This window comes from Streptomyces sp. NPDC102441, assembly GCF_044765585.1.
Lineage (GTDB): Bacteria > Actinomycetota > Actinomycetes > Streptomycetales > Streptomycetaceae > Streptomyces.
In genome coordinates this window covers 333,355-351,960 of record NZ_JBIWKH010000002.1, presented here as the reverse complement: position 1 = coordinate 351,960, position 18,606 = coordinate 333,355, and the positions used below count along the sequence as shown (strand labels likewise).

The 18,606-nt window shown below is 69.3% G+C and carries 16 protein-coding genes and 1 pseudogene; 5 read left to right on the top strand and 12 right to left on the bottom strand.

Annotated features, from left to right (window positions below; genetic code table 11):
• The first annotated feature begins 35 nt into the window (after nt 1–35).
• The 4 genes from ACIREO_RS05090 to ACIREO_RS05075 all read left to right on the top strand — a co-directional run bounded on the left by ACIREO_RS05090 (nt 36) and on the right by ACIREO_RS05075 (nt 5,970).
• Entirely contained in the window at nt 36–3,068 is a 3,033-nt protein-coding gene (locus ACIREO_RS05090; protein WP_404105191.1) for a lantibiotic dehydratase, read from the top strand.
• On the top strand, nt 3,065–4,207 hold the full coding sequence (locus ACIREO_RS05085) for a lanthionine synthetase C family protein (RefSeq protein WP_404105188.1): 1,143 nt from the start codon (nt 3,065–3,067) through the stop codon (nt 4,205–4,207). The genes ACIREO_RS05090 and ACIREO_RS05085 overlap by 4 nt, the downstream gene beginning before the upstream one ends.
• Nucleotides 4,208–4,236: 29 nt before the next feature.
• On the top strand, nt 4,237–5,169 hold the full coding sequence (locus ACIREO_RS05080; protein ID WP_404105186.1) for a thiopeptide-type bacteriocin biosynthesis protein: 933 nt from the start codon (nt 4,237–4,239) through the stop codon (nt 5,167–5,169).
• Nucleotides 5,170–5,658: 489 nt separating this feature from the next.
• Nucleotides 5,659–5,970 carry a hypothetical protein gene (locus ACIREO_RS05075; RefSeq protein WP_404105183.1) on the top strand — a complete coding sequence of 104 codons (312 nt, stop codon included), beginning with the start codon at nt 5,659–5,661 and terminating at the stop codon, nt 5,968–5,970.
• 17 nt (nt 5,971–5,987) lie between these two features.
• Here the strand turns inward: ACIREO_RS05075 and mobF are convergent, their stop codons facing one another.
• Complete coding sequence (gene mobF, locus ACIREO_RS05070; RefSeq protein ID WP_404105180.1) at nt 5,988–10,430, bottom strand: MobF family relaxase; 4,443 nt, start codon at nt 10,428–10,430, stop codon at nt 5,988–5,990.
• A gap of 250 nt (nt 10,431–10,680) precedes the next feature.
• On the opposite strand from mobF, the gene ACIREO_RS05065 reads away from it, so the two are divergent.
• Nucleotides 10,681–11,394, top strand: coding sequence for a hypothetical protein (locus tag ACIREO_RS05065; RefSeq protein WP_404105177.1), 714 nt, complete (start codon nt 10,681–10,683; stop codon nt 11,392–11,394).
• 327 nt (nt 11,395–11,721) lie between these two features.
• Here ACIREO_RS05065 and ACIREO_RS05060 read toward each other — a convergent pair whose 3' ends face one another.
• The 11 genes and pseudogenes from ACIREO_RS05060 to ACIREO_RS05010 form a co-directional block, all read right to left on the bottom strand.
• Nucleotides 11,722–11,898: a hypothetical protein gene (locus ACIREO_RS05060; protein WP_404105174.1), complete on the bottom strand. Its 177-nt coding sequence runs from the start codon at nt 11,896–11,898 to the stop codon at nt 11,722–11,724.
• A 3-nt stretch (nt 11,899–11,901) separates the two neighbouring features.
• Nucleotides 11,902–12,555 carry a hypothetical protein gene (locus ACIREO_RS05055; RefSeq protein WP_404105171.1) on the bottom strand — a complete coding sequence of 218 codons (654 nt, stop codon included), beginning with the start codon at nt 12,553–12,555 and terminating at the stop codon, nt 11,902–11,904.
• Nucleotides 12,556–12,599: 44 nt separating this feature from the next.
• Nucleotides 12,600–12,878, bottom strand: a complete 279-nt coding sequence (locus ACIREO_RS05050) for a DUF6211 family protein (protein ID WP_404105168.1) — start codon at nt 12,876–12,878, stop codon at nt 12,600–12,602.
• Between the two features lie 199 nt (nt 12,879–13,077).
• Nucleotides 13,078–13,215: pseudogene (locus ACIREO_RS05045) on the bottom strand (DUF6349 family protein); the annotation flags it as partial.
• A 10-nt stretch (nt 13,216–13,225) separates the two neighbouring features.
• Nucleotides 13,226–13,705, bottom strand: coding sequence for a DUF6349 family protein (locus tag ACIREO_RS05040; protein ID WP_404105165.1), 480 nt, complete (start codon nt 13,703–13,705; stop codon nt 13,226–13,228).
• Nucleotides 13,702–14,100 carry a DUF6181 family protein gene (locus tag ACIREO_RS05035; protein WP_404105162.1) on the bottom strand — a complete coding sequence of 133 codons (399 nt, stop codon included), beginning with the start codon at nt 14,098–14,100 and terminating at the stop codon, nt 13,702–13,704. Before ACIREO_RS05035 ends, ACIREO_RS05040 begins: the two co-directional genes overlap by 4 nt.
• A 44-nt stretch (nt 14,101–14,144) precedes the next feature.
• Nucleotides 14,145–14,570 (bottom strand): DUF6197 family protein, encoded by a 426-nt coding sequence (locus ACIREO_RS05030; protein ID WP_404105159.1) that lies wholly within the window; start codon nt 14,568–14,570, stop codon nt 14,145–14,147.
• Between the two features lie 61 nt (nt 14,571–14,631).
• A complete protein-coding gene (locus ACIREO_RS05025; protein WP_404105156.1) occupies nt 14,632–15,279 on the bottom strand; it encodes a hypothetical protein in 648 nt (215 codons plus the stop codon).
• A 72-nt stretch (nt 15,280–15,351) separates the two neighbouring features.
• Nucleotides 15,352–16,827, bottom strand: a complete 1,476-nt coding sequence (locus ACIREO_RS05020) for a DUF3560 domain-containing protein (protein ID WP_404105153.1) — start codon at nt 16,825–16,827, stop codon at nt 15,352–15,354.
• Between the two features lie 329 nt (nt 16,828–17,156).
• A complete protein-coding gene (locus ACIREO_RS05015; RefSeq protein WP_404105150.1) occupies nt 17,157–17,579 on the bottom strand; it encodes a DUF6409 family protein in 423 nt (140 codons plus the stop codon).
• Between the two features lie 119 nt (nt 17,580–17,698).
• Nucleotides 17,699–18,589 carry a hypothetical protein gene (locus tag ACIREO_RS05010; RefSeq protein ID WP_404105148.1) on the bottom strand — a complete coding sequence of 297 codons (891 nt, stop codon included), beginning with the start codon at nt 18,587–18,589 and terminating at the stop codon, nt 17,699–17,701.
• Nucleotides 18,590–18,606: the final 17 nt, after the last annotated feature.

Genomic DNA, 18,606 nt, shown 5'->3' with positions numbered 1-18,606 from the left:
CCCCGGGCACCGCACCTGTGAAGGAGGGCATTGACATGTATCGAGCAGTTGACGCGAGCATGATTAGAACATCGGTGTTTCCGCTGGTGGGTCTGCTGCCCTCCTGCCCCGCGCCCGTCGCGGACGGGGCCGCCGACGCGGAGAATTGCCGCCAGTGGATCAAACAGGTGTGGGCGGACGACACAGTCGTCAGCGCCGTCGAAATCGCCGCCCCGGTCCTGGCCGCCGCCGTTCGCAAGGTCATCGACGGCAAGGCTCGTCGGTCGCGCATCCGCCGGACCGCCCATTCGGTGACCCGCTACCTCTTGCGCATGCAGTTCCGCGCAACGCCCTTCGGCACGTTCGCCGGCCCCACCTCGGTACGCCTGGGTCCGCGCACCAGCATCCGTTGGGGAACTCAGCACACGGCATTCGCCAGAGCCGATGCAACCTGGCTACACGACTTCGTCACCACCCTGGAGCAAGACCCGGAGATACTGCGTCACCTTCACATCGTTGCCGACCCCACGACCACCGTGCGCGGGGCGACGATATCCGTCTCCTGCCAGCCCGGAGCTGATGGCCCAACGGAGACGACCCTCCGCCGCACCAAGGCCGCAGAGCTTGTTCTGTCCCTCGCGCAGGCTCCCACGCTGGTCAAAGACGTCGTGGCGAAGATCAAAGCGGACTACCCCGACACGGCGGTGACGACGATCGAGGGGATGGTGCGCACCCTTGTGGCGCACCGCGTGCTTCTCACCAACCTTCCCGCTCCGATGACCCGTGATGATGCCCTCGGTCACCTGGTCGATCAGCTCGACCGGACCTCCCGCGCGGGAGCCCCCGACTCGGCCGTACGGGTCCGGGCGGAGAAACTGCGCCACGTCCACCAGCTTCTTCACCAGCACGATCACGCTCATCCCGACGAGCAGCCCACTCTTCGCGTCCAGGCCACCACGGCGATGAACCAGCTCACCGGGGTCACCGAGGGCAGCCTTGCCGTACACCTGCGGCCGGACTGCAACATCGTCTTGCCCCATCAGGTCGCCGCCGAGGCGAGCCGCGCCTTGGACGTGATCGGCCGTATCACGCCGTACCCGAACGGCTCCCCGGCATGGCGCGACTACCTCACCCGCTTTCTGGAGCGCTACAGCACGGGCACCGTAGTGCCGGTACGGGAACTCACCGATCCCGACACCGGACTGGGCTTCCCCGTCGGATACCGCAACACCGTGCTTCCGCGGCCCGTCCTTGCAACGACGCCTCGCGACGAACACCTTCTGGCACTGGTTCAGGAAGCCGCCCTGACCGACCGCCGCGAGATCGTGCTCACCGAGGACGACATCGAGGTCCTGTCCACCGGCAAGCCCAGCCAGGTTCCTGCGCACATCGAGTTCACGTTCACCGTTCTCGGTCAGTCCCAGAGCGCCTTGGATGAGGGACGCTTCACCCTCTCCGTAGTCGGCCTGTCGCTCGCGGCCGGCATCACGACCGGGCGCTTCCTCCCCACCCTCGAACCGTCGGACCTCGACCGGGTGAAGGCCGTTCACGCCGCGCTGCCCACCCTGACCGAGGGTGCTGTCCGCGGGCAGGTGTCGGGCCCACCGTTGAAGGTGCCGATCAACAACGTCAGCCGCTCGCCCCTCGTCGCCCCGGAGCTGCTGTCCATCGGCGAGTACAACCCCGACGCCACATTGGGCCTTGACGACCTCGGTGTGGTCGCAGACGCAGCCCGCTTCTACCTCGTCTCGCTGTCCACCGGCCAGATCATCGAGCCGACCGTGATGAACGCCGTCGAGTTGTCCAGCAGCACCCACCCGCTGACCCGCTTCGTCTGCGAACTGCCCCGCTCCCACACGGCGGTCCTGATGCCCTTCTTCTGGGGCGCCGCGAGTCAGCTTCCGTTCCTGCCCGAGGTTCGAGTTGGCCGTACCGTGCTGTCCGCCGCCCTGTGGCGGCTGCGTCACCGTGACTTCGGAGACGGGGACGACTGGAACGAGCGGTTCGTCAACTGGCGTTGCACGTACGGCCTTCCGCGCACCGTGTACCTCGGCGCCAGTGACCAGCGCCTCCGCCTCGACCTTGACGAACCCGTCCACCAAGAACTGCTGCGCGCGGAACTGAAGCGGCACGGAAAGGCCGTCCTGCACGAGGCTCCGGAGGAAAGTGCCTTCGGATGGCTCGACCGAGCGCACGAAGTGGCCATGACGTTCGCCGCCGACCAAGAACGCCGTCCCGCTCCCACGATTCGGTCCTCCACGGTCCGGGAGGTGGGCAGGATGCCCGGCTCCTCACACTGGGTGTACGTGAAGCTGTACGGCAGCACAGCCCGAGTACCAGAAGTGGTGACCGGCCATCTTCCCCGGCTTCTGCGGGATGGATGGGGTACTCCGCCGTCCACCTGGTTCATCCGGTACGCCGACCCTGAACCCCATATTCGCCTTCGTCTACGCCTCCCCGGACCGGGAGCGTTCGGTTCCGCAGCACAAGCCGTTGCCCAGTGGGCCGCTGACCTGCGGCGGGAGGGTCTGCTCCACCGGGTGCAGTGGGACACCGACCACCCCGAGACAGGCCGCTACGGCACCGGCCGCGCGCTGGAGGCTGCGGAAGGCTACTTCGTGGCCGACTCCGCGGCCGCCGTCGCTCAGCTGGCCCTCGCGGTGCCCGCCGAACTCCGTCCCGCCGTCACTGCGGCCTCGTTCGTAGACATCACCTCGGGATTCCTCGGCTCCAGCAAGGACGCCTTCACCTGGCTCACCCAACATCTCCGGCGGAGCGACGGAGGACTCGTCCCCCGCAACATTCAGGCCCTCGCGCTGCGTCTGTCCGAACCCGACGCACGCAACGTCCTGGCCGACTTCGACGGCGGTGATGCAGTGGCCGATGCCTGGGAGATGCGCAGGCACGAGCTCGACCGCTACCGCCAGACGCTGACGGGGGACGCACCGGATGCCGTGCTGCCCTCCCTGCTGCACATGCACCACAACCGGGCCGCAGGCATTGATCCGGCAGCGGAAGCGACCTGCCGACGGATAGCGCGAGCTGCGGCCCATTCCCGGACTCTCATCCCCGAAGGAGACGAGGCGTGACCACCGCCCCGCCGGCCACCGATACCTCCACCCGACAGTCCCTCGCACATGGCCCACTCGGCATCGCGATGCTCCATATCGAGCGAGCCCGAAGCGGGGCGGGCGACTGGCGCGACGTTCACCGCATCCTCGCCGGGACCGGCCCGTTGATAGACGGCGCGGAGGCCAACCTCTTCCTCGGCGCCCCTGCAATGGCCTTCGTTCTGCACCTGGCCGCCGACGGCACCGACCGGTACGCCGGTGCACTGCACACCCTCGACGGCGTCGTGGCCTCGCACACTCAGCAGCGGCTCGCCGCCGCGCACGCACGTATCGACGCAGGCCGCCGTGCGACGTTCGCCGAGTACGACCTCTTCCGCGGCTTGACCGGCGTAGGTGCGCTGTTGCTCCGCCGTCAGCCGCACGGCGCGGAAATGAAGGGTGTCCTGGAGTACCTGGTACGTCTGGTCGGACCCGTCCCGGATGAGTCAGGTGCGGCCCTGCCGGGCTGGTGGGTCGGCCACGCACCGGCCAGTGACAAGACCGCCACCCCCGGCGGCCACGCGAACGCCGGACTGGCACACGGCATCACCGGCCCCCTTGCCCTCCTCTCACTGGCCATGCGCGCTGGCATCACCGTTGACGGACACGAGGCCGCGATCCGCCGCATCTGCCGGTGGCTCGATCAGATCAGGCAAAGCGACTCACACGGCCTGCGTTGGCCTCGCTGGGTCAGCCACGGTGGCGTCTCTCCCGCGCTCCCGGCGACGCCCGGTTGGTGCTACGGCACCCCGGGCCTGGTGCGCGCGCAGCAGCTCGCCGCCATCGTCCTGGAGGACGCGGATCGCAAACGGATGGTCGAGCGGGCGCTGACGTACTGCCTTGGCGACCCCCACCAGCTCGACAAGATCGCCGACCGCGGGCTGTGCCACGGCTTCGGCGGTGTTCTGCGCACCGTTCAGCGCGTAGCCGAAGACGCCGACACCCCTGCCGAGTACGGCCGCCGGTTCAGTCTGCTGGTCCAGCGGTTCCTGACGGCGGATGTCCCGGAGGACGGCGGCTTCCTGGTCGGCAAGGCTGGAGCCGCCCTCGCCTTCCACGATGCCGAAGCGGGCGGCTCGCCCCAGGGGCAGTGGGACGCCTGCCTCCTGCTGACGTGAGAGGAGCAGCCGTGCGCCATACGGATCGTATGGAGGACGCGATCCTGGCGGTTCTCGGTGGGGCCTCCGTAGAGGAAACGGCTCACGCCGCCGACACCGGGACCGCCCAGCTCTCCGAAGCCATCGAGCGGTACAAGGACGCCGGCCGGGCTGCGCTCGACGCCGAACCGTCCGGCTGGCACCAGATGAACATCCGCTTCGCGGACTATCCCAGCGCCGATCGCACATTCCGTGCGTACCTCACGCCCGCCCTGCGGAGTGATCCAATCGGCACCTGGTGGTTCGTGCGCAAGTACCCCCATTGGCGATTGCGCTTCTATCCAGCCTCGAACGCGTCGCCCGAGGACGCTCTCCGCCACGTCACCGAAGCGCTCGACAGCTCGGTCTCCTGGAGCGTGACCACGGAGTGGACCGCGACCCCCTACGAGCCGGAGGCCATCGCCTTCGGGGGCCCGGTTGGGATGCCGCTCGCACACGAGCTGTTTCACGCCGACAGTGTCGGCGTGCTCGGCTATCTCGGCGTCGCGGCCGACGGAAGTGCAAGATCACTGGATGCCAAGGCGACTTCCCTCGTGGCCATGACGTTGCTGATGCGCGCCGCTGGCCTGGAGTTCGGTGAGCAGGGGGACGTGTGGGGACGGGTCGAAGAACACCGTCCGCTCGCTGAGGACGTGTCCCCAGAACAGGTCAGCAGCATGGTCGAACCCATGCGCCGCCTCCTCCTCTCGGATGCCCGTCCCCTGCTCAACGCCGGAGACCTCGCCTGTGTACGGCCCTGGATCGAGGGGCTGGAGCAAGGCGGGGAGGCGCTGGCGGAGGCGGTCGGCAGCGGCAACATCGGCCTTGGGAAGCGAGGCATCCTCGCACGCCACGTCCTCTTCCACTGGAACCGAATGGGCTTCACCGTCCGCCAACAATCCATCTGGTCCCGTGCAGCGCGGGAGGCCGTCCTTGGCCAATGAACTGGCCGGAGAACCACACCCGGACGACGCTATCGCCCCTGGCAATCCGATCAGGACACACGAGAGAGGGCATGCCATGACCACCCCTTCACAGCCGAGACGATGGGTGAGCCTCGGGTTGGTGTTCGGGGGCGCCACCCCGGTCTACTCGATCCCGCAGCCCGCTCCCAGCCCCTCGCGTTCCCCCGTGCCGCCCCTCGGTGAACCCGATGACGAGGACGCCGAGGAGCTGATGCGTGAAGCGCGCTACAGGCCGAAGGTGCCGTACCCCGGTGCTCGCTCGATGCCTTGGGACAGCGAGTGCATGGACTGCGGGGCACGTCGCAGGCCCTCGCTTCAGGATGTCGAGCGCGGTGTTCGGTGCAAGCACATCCGGCGTAGGCCCGGCGCATGATGCGGGCCCCCGTGACCGCGCAGGGCGCGGTGTTCCAGTGCAAGTTGCGCCCGAACAAGGGGACGGACCGGGAGATCCGAGGTGTCGGTGCGCGGATGGCTGCATATCGGGTGTGCAGCTCGTGTGACTTCTGGCTGATGTGCCTGGGCTACGCGATGCTCGGCGACCAAGACCCGGACGGCCGGCGTGCCCTCCGGATCGATGGCGTCCATTACCTGTCATGGACCGAGGAGCAGGGGTTCCCGCCGGAGATCGGCTACGTCGGGGACGAGGAGTCCCGCTACGTCCTGCTCGACGATCCGGCGGGCACCGAGCACGTGACGCGGCGCCTCTGGCTCATGGGCACCATCCCGGATGCGTTCCGCGACCGGATGCCGGACAACGCGGTCTTCGCTCCGCCGTCCTAGGAGGGCACGGGGCCCTCCTACACAGGCGGTGCGTCGTGAGTGCTGTCCGGCGGTACGGGCTGCGTGTGGTCCACCGCGGTTCGCTTGGCGTACGTGGACTCCGGTTTCGGAGACGAGGGCACCTCGGACTCATCGGCATCGACGTGCTGACGCCCGTGTTGGGCTCGCAGCCTCGTCTCATTCTGGAGGCCGGAGACGCGGTGGTCTGCGCCGCGAGCCGTGCTGCGAGCCTTGATGGCCTCGGCCCGGAGCTGTTTGGCTGCTTCGTCGTCCTTGACCTTGGCCCGCCGAAGCAGCGTGGCCTTCTCCTGCTGCGGCATGTCAGCTTCCGTCAGCACGGCTTCGTACTCGTTGACGGGTCCGGCCTGCCGGGTGACGTCCTGGAGCCGCGCGTCCATCTGCTCCAGCTCCTGGACGGTCTCCTCACGGGTACGCAGAAGAGCTTCGCGGTCTGACTCGACCGCAGCACGCTCGTCGCCGCGGAGTGCTGTCCGTCCGAATCGGCCCGTCGCGGCTAGCTGCTGGTCAAGCCCCTCGATTCGGGCCTCGGTGCTGTTCAGTCGGGTGGTGTGTTCCGCGATCGTGCCGTCCAGCGACCGGACTTCCCGGATGGCCACGGCTCGCTCGGCAACGTCCTCATGCCGGCGTTGAAGCGCGAGCGACCTGGGGCCTGCACCGGCAGCAGCCTCCCGTTCGGCACGGTCGGCGGCGGCTTCCGCCTTGTCGGCCGCCGCCGCTGTGGCGCGGGCGGCGACGGCTGCCTTGCGCACAGCGTCACGCAATGCTGCGTTACCGAGGTGAGCGTATGGGCGGGCAGCCGTCGGCGCGGGTTCCGAAGGTGTGGCCGGTGCCGGGATGGGTGCGGTGTTCGCCGTTGCGGGGCGGTCCTCGTGCTCCGGAGCCTCTTCGGGAGTGTCGGCGTCGTGGTGCTCGTCAGCGCCGGGGGCGCGCGGGATCGGGAGGTCCGCTACGGCCTGGCGGACGTGTGCGGGAACGGCGTTCTTCGGGAGTTCGGTGAGGATCATGCGTTCCTCGGTGCCGTTCTCGATCTCGCGGATGAGGCCCGCGACGGCGCGGTCAAGCTGTTCTTGGTCGGTGAGTGCGTCGCCGTGGCGGGCGCGGTCGGCGTCGGTCTCGTAGACGGAGAGCGGCAGGAACAGGTGGGACTCGGCCTTGTCCCTCGACATCATGGTGTAGAGGGCGTTCGCCTGGGCGCCGGGTCCGTAGACCAGTGCCTCTTGGACGGTGAGGCCCTGCGACTTGTGGCCGGTGATCGCGTATCCGAGGCTGAGCCCGCCCTGTGCGATGTAGTCGGCATCGACCCATTCGGCGACGTCACGGTGACCGTCGGCGGTCTTCTCCCGCCACTCGACCAGAACGCGGCGTTCCTCGTCCACGGCGCGCACGATTCCGCGGTAGCCGTTCAGGACGTCTTCGTTCTGCCCTCGGCTCTTCTTGCCCCGGTAGTCGTTGACCCGTAGGAGAACCTGGTCGCCGACGGACAGGGTCAGCTCGCCGCCACCGGGCAGCGCGTAGGCGTGCTCGGGACCGGTGAGGTCGCCATTCTCCTTCCGCAGTGCACGGGCGCCGGTGTTCAGCTCTTCCACAATCTCGTTGGTGGCGGCGAGCATGAGGAGCTGCTGCACGGCGGTGTGGTCGTCGGTGTGCGCGGCCCGCTTGTCGGCCCAGACGGTGAGCATCGCGGCGAGGGCGGTGTCCTTGTCCGCGAGAGCGTGCACGCGGCCGGTTCCGGCGAAGGTGCGGAGCGATTCCACACGGTTGTCGTCGCGCCACAGTTCCAGTGCCCGGCGCTCGACCATGTCCTTCTGGCGGAAGTTCTGGCTGAGGGTGAGCCCGCCCACGAGGTGGTGCACGGCGGCGAAGCTGCCGCCGATGCCGGGCGAGTGGAGCTGCTTGGGGTCGCCGATGCCGACGACCTTCGTGCCGGTTTCCGCGGCGTGGGTGAGAAGTTCGGCGATGTCGCGGTCATCGCACATCGCGGCTTCGTCCACGACCAACACGTCCACGCCGGTGAGGCCGGGGCCACCGGCGCGGATGCCGGTGAGCCACGACGCCAGGGTGCGGGACTCGATCCCTGCTTCGGCCTTCAGGTTCGCGGCGGCGACGGCGGCCGTGCTCGCGCCGGCGATGACCACACCGTGCGCCTCCCATGCCTGGCGCGCGGTGTCCATGATCGTGGTCTTGCCCGATCCGGCGATGCCCACGACGGCGTCGATTCCGTGCCCGGCCGTGAGTAGCCGTTCGAGGACGGCACGCTGCTCGTCGGAGAACGCGAAGGTGCCGCCGTGCTGGGCTTCGACGGTGGACAAGGTCATGTCGACTGTGTCGTTGCTGATGACGGCGGCCTGTGTGCTGAGCCGGTTCGTAGCCTCGGAGACGATCAGTGCTTCGGCCGCCACGACATCCGCCGTGGTGTACCGGTCAGAGTGCGCGAAGTGCTGGGCGCCCTTCGGGTTGAGCTGGACCGCGTATCCGGCGTGCCGGAGTACGGAGTTGGTGAGCTGTTCGGCTTCGGCGGCGTCCGCGACGCCGTACGGGAGGGCGTCCAGCACGGCGGCGATGGCGGCGGCGTGCGTGAATTCCTTGGAGTGGCTGGTCAGCCCGGTCTTGGGGTCGAAGACCTGGGCGCATAGCTCGTCCAGGGCGGGGTTCTGGTCTGCTCGGGCATGTTCCATCGCGCTGGCTGCGATGGCGTCGGGGTCGTCTCCGGCTGCACGGCCCTCGGCCTGCCAGTAGGCACGGAGAACATCGTCCCCGATCCCGGCCTCGCCGTTCTTCGCGGCCTTGGACGCGGTGGAAGCGGCGGTGCGCTCACGGGTCGTGGCGCTGTCGTAGTCGATGCCGAGTTTCGTCAGCAGGTCCCGGACCTGGCTGTCGCGCTTACTGAACAGCCGGATCGTGGCCTCGGGAATCGCTGCGATCTCCCACGCGCCAGTCCGCTCCTCGTGGCGGAAGCTGATGCCGAACTCGTTGGTCAGCTCGCGGCGGATGCGGGCGTTCATGAGGGACTGGGTCGCGCGGGTGTGCCGGTGGAGGTCGCGGCCCCCGCTGGCCATCGTGGACCACTTGCCGTCGGCGCCCTTGACCATGTTGGCGAGGGTGAAGTGCAGGTGGAAGTGGGGATCTCCGTACAGGGCGCCGTCGACGGGACGGGCGGCGCGGTGGACCATCATCCACCCGGAGAACCCGCTCGTCTTCACGGTCTCGGCTTCTTCACCGTCGCCGTGGTGGCCGCGCATCGCGTACGCGGTCCACCGCTCCAGCGCACCGATGGACTCCCGGCCGGCTGCCGTGTAGATGCCCTCGACCTGGGCGGCAATCTCCTCGGGCGCGTACGCGAGGAACGCGGACTTCGACTTCGCCAAGTCCAAGGTGACGTCGGCACCACGGTTGCCGACTTGCACGCGGCCTTCGAGGAGCGCGGCCTTGATCTCCTCGGCGTCCCACACGTCCTCGGGCGTGAGCCCTGCGGCCTTGGCCATCGCGACGGCTTCGCGGACGTCCATCGGCAGGTCCCGGAGACGGCGTGCGCCTTCGCCTTCGGTCTGGGCATACCGGCGCTTCATGGACGCGGCGTCGAACAGGTCGGCGGGCTGCTGGCCGGTCTCGGTGGCGCGGGCCTCGACCGCGCGCAGGAGTGCACGGGCGTCCAGGTGGCCACCCGCCTCTGCGGCGATGGCCTTCTCCACCGTGTCCTCGCCGTAGAGGTCGACGGCGTTGATGCCGACGGCGTCGGCGAGCTTCAGCACCGTCGAGATGGGGACGCGGTGCGTCTCGCCGAACCGCTTGAGTTGGCTCTCCATCCGGCGGAAGGCGTCCTGCTTGCGCTTGGAGTCGAGCAGGGAGGCCGGGTTCACGCTGCGTTCGGCGGCGGCGCGGCGGATGGCGCGGGCCAGTGGGACGGCGGGGAGCTTGGCGGCCGGCGCAATCGCCAGCTTGGGGTCCACGAGGGTCTGCCCGGTCCGCGGATCTTCGCCCAGCATGAGGCGCCGGGCGGCCGGGAACTGCTCTGGGGCGAGCACGCTGCCGGGCACGATGCCGAACTCGCTGGGCCCGCCGCCGATCCAGACCAGGGGCCGTTCGCTGGCGTCCAGGTGGTAGTCCACCTGTCCGTCCGCACTCCGGGCGGGGAGGGCCTGTTGGCCGTAGAGGTCGCGGGCGTCGAGCCCGACTGCTGCGGCGACTTCGACGGCGTCGAACCCGGTGAACCGCGCAGCGCCCTTGCTGCGGAGGAGTCCGCGGGCGCGGTAGAAGGCGCGCTTGGCCTCGCGGTTCGCGAGGAGGGAGGCGACGGGGGCACTGGCGGCTTCGGCCTTCGCCTCGATGGCGGCAATGAGTGGCGCGGCGTCGACAGCTACGGACTTACCGCATCCGTGGCCGCCGGTAAGGCGGTACTCAACCTGCTCGTCGGACGGGCCGATCATGGTCACCCATCCCATCGGCCCGCTCACCCCCCGCTCTCATCCGGTCAGTTTCGGTCGTCTTGGCTGATTGTATCGTCACGAAGTGACGATACCTTGGTCCTCTTAAATCAAGATCATGATCAACGATGAGGGCCCTCGGACACTCAGGGCGGCGTGGTCGTTCCTGCGGATCAGGCTCGTGGAGCCTGATGTCCTGTTGGACTGTTACCTCGGCTTCGCTAGAAAGAGCGCGGCTCGCTCATCAGGTGCGTAGTAACCTGTGGCCGTGGATACGGGGGACGCCAAGACTTGGGGGCAACGCCTCTCGGGGTACAGCACGCAGGTGCTCTTGGAGGCCGCCGCAAAGGAGTCGAACATCTTCGCCGCAGAGGATGAGGATGTTCGCTGGTGCATCACCATCCCGCACGCATGGAACGAGCGCCTAGTGGTGATCGACGGGCAGTCCAGACTTTCGACTGTCCTGTTGGCCGATCGCTTCCTCGCGGAATTGCGGACGCTCAGCGAAGAGATCGCCGAGGAAGCGATTCAGGGCCGGCGCCTTCGTGGTCGCCTGCGTGCCACTGCTGAGCAAGACACAGGTCTCCCGTGCATCGTTTTCGATCCGGAGTCTCGTTCTGGTTCCCCAACTAGGCATGGGTGGTCCTGGGCCCACCACACGGCCGACGTCTTGGAGTACGTCACTACGGGCGGCTCGACCGAGTACGCCCTTCGCTTCAGCCACGATCCCCCTTGGTCCGATGACCCGCTCTGCCGCGCGGAGGCGGCGCTCGAAAGGGTCATGAAGCAAGTTTTGGCCATCAGAAGCGCCGCCCTGGCGGCTCTTGGACTGCTGGTCTTCCCGGCGTGCGGCTTCGCCTGGAGTGTTCCACCGCACGCGGCGTCGCCGTGCGGAGTTCTCCGGCTCGCCACACCAATCGTTCCCGGTGCACCGAGCCTTCGGCCATGGCCTCACAAAACGACCATGACCCTAGCTGCCTAGCCCTGTCGGGGCGGTAGCCTGTACAGGACGGATTCAACGGATTCATGCGCTTCGACTTTCGCACGAGAGCGCTACTCGTGGTGCTGGCGGTTCTTCTCTCGCTCACTGCATCGCTTACCGCAGCGCTTCTGTCGTACTCCACAGGCGGAGGCGGACACCAGGCAGTCGGCTGGGGCGCTGGGACCTTCGCGGGATCGATGACGATCACCCTTGGCGTGCTGGTGATCTTGCTGACCTGAGGAGGCAGATCACCCGCCCTACTGGTTGCTGAATGAACGGGTCGGCCCCGCTCTGGGGCCGACCCGACGACTTATCAGCGACAACCTCCTAGCGGCAGATGGGCCACTCCCCGAACGGCAGGGGTGGCTGGCCGTGGGCCTCGCGCACAGCTTCCTCCGTACCGCATGTGGTGCAGATGGAGACCTCGCGGTCGGTGGTCAGACGGGAACGTGCGGGCCGTTCACCGAGCGGGCCGCCGCAGCGCGGACAGCGGGTGTCGGGCACGGGTCACTCCTCGGGGTGCTCGCGGGCGGACTTGATGATGTTGTTCCAGGTCGGGCGGGAGTAGGTCTTCTCCGTCAGCTCTAGGAGCTGGGGGATCAGCTCGGCGTTCGCGGCCTTGGGGTTCGCCGCGATGGCCTTCCGGGCGAGGGTCAGCCGCTCGTCTCCCTGGTACGGGTAGGCCAGCCCGCGGCGGCCCGCAGGTCGCCCGCCGGCGTGGCCGCGGCCCTTCCGGTCCGCGAGGTACTGCCACAGCCTCCAGCGCTTCCACTTCGGACGCCGCCGGGTCGGGAGTTCGTCCCAGTCGTCCGGTGCCGGCCATCCCTCGGGGGGGGTCTTGACGTAGTGGGAGACGGTGGTGGAGTCAGCGAACCCGCAGACCTTCGCGGCTTCGGCAGGGCCGACCATCTCTTCGGGGTCGCCGTCGAGCTTCGGCGGATTGGTGGTGCTGGCGGCGGCGCGCTGCCGCTGAAGCTCGTGGTGCCACGCCGTCCATACGTCGCCGTCCCAGTGCATGACGCCGTCGATGGTCTCCGCGACGGGCGGGTGCCCGTTGTTCTCCCGGTCGGTCCAGAGGTTCTGAAGGGTCGGCTCGCTGATGCCGTGGACCTTGCGCAGGTCCGCGCGTGAGTAGAGCGTGCGGCCGGTCTTGGGGGACACGGTCGCCTCCTGTTCTTGGTCGGGGTCGCGACCGCTCGAAGCGGTCACTGGATGTCGTCCGGGTCCGGGTCCGGCGTCCACCTACGGGTGCCTGCTGGTTCGAGCCGGGTGAGGGCGGCTATGTCGGCCAGGGGAACGGCGGCGGCCCAGTCGGCGCGGTCGGGGTGGTCGACGGGGAGGTTGAGCACGAGGTGTCGGCCCGTCGGGGGGAAGTCCTCGACGATGACGAAGCTGTCGGCGGGATTAGCGCCGATGCTGTTACCTCTGGTGAGCTGGGCGATGTCGCCGGGCTGGGGACAGTCGGGGTGTCGGTCACGTAGCATGGTGGGGTTCTTTCTGGTGAGAGAACACTGACGGCCAGCGCCTTGTTGCCCTTGTGCGCTGGCCGTCGTCTGTTGTCTGGGGTGCGTGACGCCCGGGGGGCGCACTGCCGGTCGGAGGTTGCCCGCTCCGCTGACGGCGGAGTAATTAAACCACCTTCGGGTTGAGCGGGTGGGGCCCTGATCCGGAGGACGGCGGTCATTAGAAGAGGGCCGCCTGATCTGCGAGGCGTCGGCCCCGATCGCGCGGTGGCCGAGTGACGTGGAGTTCGTAGCGGGGGCGTCCCGCGTGCGGCGGGAGGTGAGCTTCGCGGCGGTGCCGCCTCCAGGCGACGACGGGGGCGCCCTGGTCATATCCAGCCCGCCGGGTACCCGGTGGTGAGCTGAGCCCAGCGGCTCGGGCTCCGTGGGACGGCCCACCGGTCCTCGACCGTGGTGATCGGCGGCAGTGTCCGCCAGCTGGGGAAACAGTGGTCGTGCGCGTCCTCCACCGCCTCGTTGTCACCATCCCCGAATCCGTGGCCGGAGTGCACTGGGCCTTCCCACTCGCACGCGAGACACCCGCCGCGGAACTCCTGCTCGTCCCCCCGGCGGCCGGTCGGCCGGCTGCGGGAGAGCAGGGTCGGGGTGTTGTGTGCGGGCGGGTCCAGTTCGTGGCCGAGATCGCTGTACGCACCGCCGGGATGTCCGGGCTGGATGTGCCACGCCTGCGCCGCAGTCTCGGGCCGGTGGCGTGTCCGCGCGTTGCGCACTCGCCAGTAGTACGTCTGCCGTGCCCGTGCTCCGGTCGGCTCGGTGGCGGTGGCGGTGGCGGTGGCGGTGGCGGTCACGGTGTCCTGCTTCCGGCGGCGAGCACTTCGCGGAGGGGGTCCGCGAGCACGGCCTGTTCGTCGGGGGCGTCGAGGAACCGGGACCCGTACGCGCGGCGCACGGCGCGGCGGGCGTCCTGGTGGCGGTTTAGCTCTGGGTAGTACGGCGATCGGTCGAGCACGTCATACCCGTGTTGGGTGAGCACGTCGGCGATGAGGGACCGGACCTGTACGGGGTCGAGGGTGGAGAGGTCGGCTTCTCCGGGGGCCGCGAGGAGTACGCGGATCAGCTCGGTCGCGCTGAGTCGAGGGTGGAGGGGGACGCTGAGTCGGTGGACGCCGTCCCGGCTGGGTGTGGCGGCTCCTCGGCGGCTCGGTGTCCTGGTGGTGCTGCGGTCTTCTGTCGTCTCGTCCATCGTGTGGGCCTTCGGTGACTGGGGATGCTGGCGGGCGGTGGGGGTCAGAACAGGGCGTGTTCGGCCCGGGCGGCGGCGGTGCGGAACGCGCGGGCAGCGTCGGCGGCGGTACGTCCGGGCGCGGCGCTCCACCGGTCGATGACCTCTCGGTGCAGGGCCTTGACTGCGGGGTCGTCCGCGTCAACGGGGTGCCCGGCGAGGGCTTCCGCGAGGATGGCGAACGCCTGGTCGCGGGCGTGGTTGATGCGGTCCCAGTCGTACGTCCGGCCGGCGGCTCCCCGCCCGTGGCCGGCGGCGACTTCGAGGGCGCCGCGCGGCCAGCACGGCAACGTGGCCGTACGGCCTGGACCGGCGAACAGACGGGGACCCAGATGGATGCCGACGTGTTCGATGTGGCGGGCGGCCCATTCCAGGATCGCGGCCGGAGTGTCGGCGATGACGATGCTCTCGGGAGTGTGGCGGGTCGGCACGGTGCTGTCCTTCGGAAGAGCGGGGGCGGCGGCTCGCTGCCGCCGCCCCTCGGTCGGGCTGCTAGTGGTAGGCCGGGATCAAGCGGCGGACCTTGTCCTCTCCGATGCACCCGCCCTTGTGACGGCGCGCGCTCGGCGGCTCTCCGTTGCGCCCGCGCAGGTGTGACCAGAACTTCGGGCCTTCCCAGGGGCACAATTCACAGCTGAGGAACCAGTGGTTATCGCTGCCGGGAAACCCGGTGAGGACTGCCCGCCAGTGGTGGGCCGCGAGTCCCGCGAACGCGATCTGCGCGCCCTCGATGTTGCGATCGTTGACCGGCATCCGCGGGTGGAGGAGAGGCACCGGCCCGCACAAGGGCGTGGGGGGTTCGGCAAGCACCTGGTCCAGGGGGACGGCGCCGATCCGACCGGCGGTGTACTCCTCCGCGAGATGGGCGGCGGCCATATCGGTGCCAGGGGTTCCCTTGGGCGGACGGCGGAGGTTGCGTTCGCCCTCGGTGGTGAGGACGAGCCAATCCCGGTGCCACCTGAAGGCGCGGCCGATGACCTGGTCTTCGCCAACGATCACGGGGTATCGGCACTGGATGTCGGGGGCGCCGACGCGGTACTTCGGGAGGGTGGTGCCCTCGGTTGCGGGGACGATGAGATTGCCCGCTTCGGTGTCGGGGGCGGTGATGGTCGCGGGTCGTTCGAGGAGTTGCGTGGTCATGGCGGTGCCCTGTTCTGGTGAGAGAGGGGCCCGCCCCGGTGTGCTCGGCCGCCGGGGCGGGAGGGGGTGTGGTTACGCGGCCTCGGCGGGGGCCTGCGTGGCGGCGGTCCATTCGCGGCGCGGGGTGATGCCCAGGTCCGTAAGGACCGGGCCCAAGCTCCCGTTGTCCGGCGTCCATTCCCAGTCCGTACCTTCGACGCCGGGCCGGTCGGTCCAGGTGAGCATGTAGGAGCGGCCGGAGGTCCGGGGATCGCCGCACACCGCCTTCGCCTCGCGGCGGGGCAGGGCCCACAAGGCGCGCTTGCGGGAGCGGCGGGAGTTCTTCGAGGTGATGAGCACCAGTGCCATGTCCTCCTGCCCGTTTGCCGTTTCGGCGGGGGCCGTCGCCGGGGTCGGCCCCCCTTCAGGGGCGTGTTGACCGAGAGCCCAGCGGTGCGCTTTCGCGTGCCAGGGGCTGGGGTGACTGGTCGGGCACGTCTCAGCCGCCGGTACCGGCTCCTTGACCGGCGGGGCCTGCTGGGCCTGCTCCTCGTGCTCGGCGGCCTCGGCCCGAGGCGGCTGCGGCATCTCGTCGGCGCTCTTGCGCCCGGACACGTCGTCGTAGGGAGCGGTCCAGGTCCAGCCGTCGTGACGGTTGTCCGCCGAGCGAACGACGCGCTGACCGACGCCGTTGTGAATGTGCGGGATCGTCACCGACTTCGGGTTGACCCGCAGGACCTCGTACCAGGTGCCTCGGTACAGAACGAAGTCCCCGCGCGTGAAATCGGCTTTCGACCACGTCTTGAAGCCCTCGGCCTCGGCGTCCTTGATGACCTGCTCCCAGTGGGCGATCTCTTCCGTCAGCTCCTGGTGCTCGGTCTCCAGCTCGGGGTCTGACGGACTCCGGGAAAACCCCTTGGCGGACTCGCCACGCTGCCACTTCTCGACTGCGCGAAGGTCGGTCCGCAGCTTGTCGAGACGGCGGAGCGTGCGGCCTGGGTCCTTTTTGAACCGCTCGTAGTTCGCGGCGGCCTGTGCCCGGCCGGTCCAGTGGGCGGCGCGGTCGCTCTCACCGATGCTCTTGCGCATCGCGTTGTCCATCCGCGCGTGATCACGGCGGGCGCGGCCCTCGGAGTGGTGTCCGATGAGGATGGGCTGACCGAAGGCGAACCGCTCGGATATTTCGTGGCTCGACTTCCATGCGGCCTCGGAATTCTGGGCGGCGCTGGAGGCGTATCCGCCGAACCTCTCCGCCCGGCCTTCGGCCTTCTCTTCCCGCTCTTTCTCGGCATCGGAGAACGAGCGGCGGTCGGCATTGTCGATGGTCAACGTGACCTCGAAGCCTGCGTCTCGGAGTCGCTGCGCGAGGAGTTCGAGCGAGGGGGTGTAGGTGGCGTGGTCGCGGCTGTGCGGGAGGTACCAGCAGTCAAGGTTCCTGCTCCAGCGGAAGGGCTGGCGCTGGGTCCGGCCGTACTCGCGGAGTCGCAGGATCTCGGCCGATCCGTCGCCCCGGCTGGTCCCCTCGATCAGGGTTCCTTCTCGGCGGGTGTGGGTGATCTCGATAGTCACTGATCTGGCGTTTCCTGGTGAGAGTTTGGTCCGTCCGCAGGGCGGACCGTGCGTTGGCAGCGGCGCTGCACCACGGGCGCGGGCCGTGAGGGACGATCGGCTCGCGGGTCGTCGCGCCTGCGCGATGACAGGGGCTGTCGCGCCCCCGCGGGGCGCGTCCGCTGCGGTCCGGTGCCCGTCGTCGGTCGGGGGAGCCGCCTGCGGCGGAGTCGGCCGGCGGCGGTGAACGCACCGGACCTGTCCTGCCGCCCCGAAGGGGTGTCCGCTGGGGGGCTGGGGGCCTGCCGGTCCGGAGGGTTGCCCTCCCCCGGACCGGCGGGGCCTTGGTGTCAGCTGCGGTGGAGCGTGTGCCGGGCGGCCGGGTCGGCGTCGGCGAGTCCGGTCCGCTCGCGCCATGCCTGGCGGACGGCGGCGCGGAGCGCGTCCCCGTCGTCGTAGGCGAACCGTCCCCGGCGCAGGTCGCGGACGATGTCGCGGAACGTGTCCTGGTGCATCGTGGTCAGCGTGTCGTCAAGCGGGGTCAGCTCGTGCGGGAACATCGCCTGGACGCTGTCGCCCGGCTGCGGGGCACCGAGGGTGAAGAACCAGACCACGGACATGGTGGCCCCGTCCGCGAACTCCGGCCCGCCGAACGGGCCGACGACGACGGCGGGGCGGGTGTCGAGCTGGTGGCCCCGGAACCAGGGGCCTCCGATCACGAGCGTCGCGGTGGGGAAGTCCTGGACGGTGGGCTTCTTGTCGGTGGTGAGCATGTCTCGTCCTGTCTGGTGAGAGATTCCGCCGGGGCCGGTCGGCCCCGGCGGCGGTGTCGGTCGGGGGGTTGCCCTCCCCCTTCCGACACCATTAATTAAACCATGTTCTTGGGTCTGGGTCAACCAGTCACGGCAAGTTCGCGGCGGCGCTCGGCGGCCGTGGTGACGGCGCGGGCAATGGCACGGCCGGTCTCGATGGCCCGTACGGCGGACTCGTGAACCGGGGGCTTCCTGTCCTGGGTGACGATGCCCGCGAGCGGCGGCATGACGGCGGGGCCCGGATTGATTCCGAGGATGAGCGCGGCCACGTGCGCGGCTGAGGCGACCTCGGCGGCGTGCTGGCCGGGAAGGGGCGCGTCCGCCTCGGTGATACGTCGCCACGCGTGGCCGTACAGCAGGATGCGGACGGCGTTGTCGGGGGCGTCCTGGGTGAAGTCGAACCCTCCGGCCTGCTCGGGGTCCTCGTGATACTGGTCGCGGTACTGGTTCACCAGGACATCGCGGATGACCTCGGCGGCGAGCGGGGCGGCGGCGGGCGGCTCGTAGGCGTCGCCGTCGGTCTGACTGATGTCGAAAACCGGCCCAGCCTTGAACCCGGACACCTTTCGCGTCTCACCCTCGGCGGCCTCACTGGCGGCCTCTCGCTGCCCCCCGTCGGCGGCTGCGGCCGTGGCCTCCTGCCCCTCCTCGGACCGCCGCTTGATCGGCGTCCAGATGCGGAGGGAAGTGGACCCCTTAGCCGGGAAGCGCCCGACCTTTCGCCAGTCTCCGGAGCTGAGTACGTGGGTGGCGTTCGGGCACTGGGCGGCGATGGCCATGCAGTTGGTGGGGCTGCGGTCGTCGCGGTCCGTGGGGGTCAGGTTCGCGGCCGTGCGCATGACGGCGACCCAGAACTCTTCGCTGGCGACCATCGCGCCGTACGCGCGATCCATGACGGCTTCGAGTTCACCGCGCATCTTGGCGGAGTAGGCCCGGCGCTCTTCGTCGGTCATCTTGGCCTTGCGGGGCATGTCGCGGTCCTCCTGGT

Coding starts and splice junctions, on each gene's coding strand:
- ACIREO_RS05090 (WP_404105191.1), top strand. CDS start 36: ATGTATCGAGCAGTTGACGCGAGCATGATTAGAACATCGGTGTTTCCG.
- ACIREO_RS05080 (WP_404105186.1), top strand. CDS start 4,237: ATGGAGGACGCGATCCTGGCGGTTCTCGGTGGGGCCTCCGTAGAGGAA.
- ACIREO_RS05075 (WP_404105183.1), top strand. CDS start 5,659: ATGGCTGCATATCGGGTGTGCAGCTCGTGTGACTTCTGGCTGATGTGC.
- mobF (WP_404105180.1), bottom strand. CDS start 10,430: ATGGGATGGGTGACCATGATCGGCCCGTCCGACGAGCAGGTTGAGTAC.
- ACIREO_RS05050 (WP_404105168.1), bottom strand. CDS start 12,878: ATGCTACGTGACCGACACCCCGACTGTCCCCAGCCCGGCGACATCGCC.
- ACIREO_RS05035 (WP_404105162.1), bottom strand. CDS start 14,100: ATGGACGAGACGACAGAAGACCGCAGCACCACCAGGACACCGAGCCGC.
- ACIREO_RS05025 (WP_404105156.1), bottom strand. CDS start 15,279: ATGACCACGCAACTCCTCGAACGACCCGCGACCATCACCGCCCCCGAC.
- ACIREO_RS05015 (WP_404105150.1), bottom strand. CDS start 17,579: ATGCTCACCACCGACAAGAAGCCCACCGTCCAGGACTTCCCCACCGCG.
- ACIREO_RS05010 (WP_404105148.1), bottom strand. CDS start 18,589: ATGCCCCGCAAGGCCAAGATGACCGACGAAGAGCGCCGGGCCTACTCC.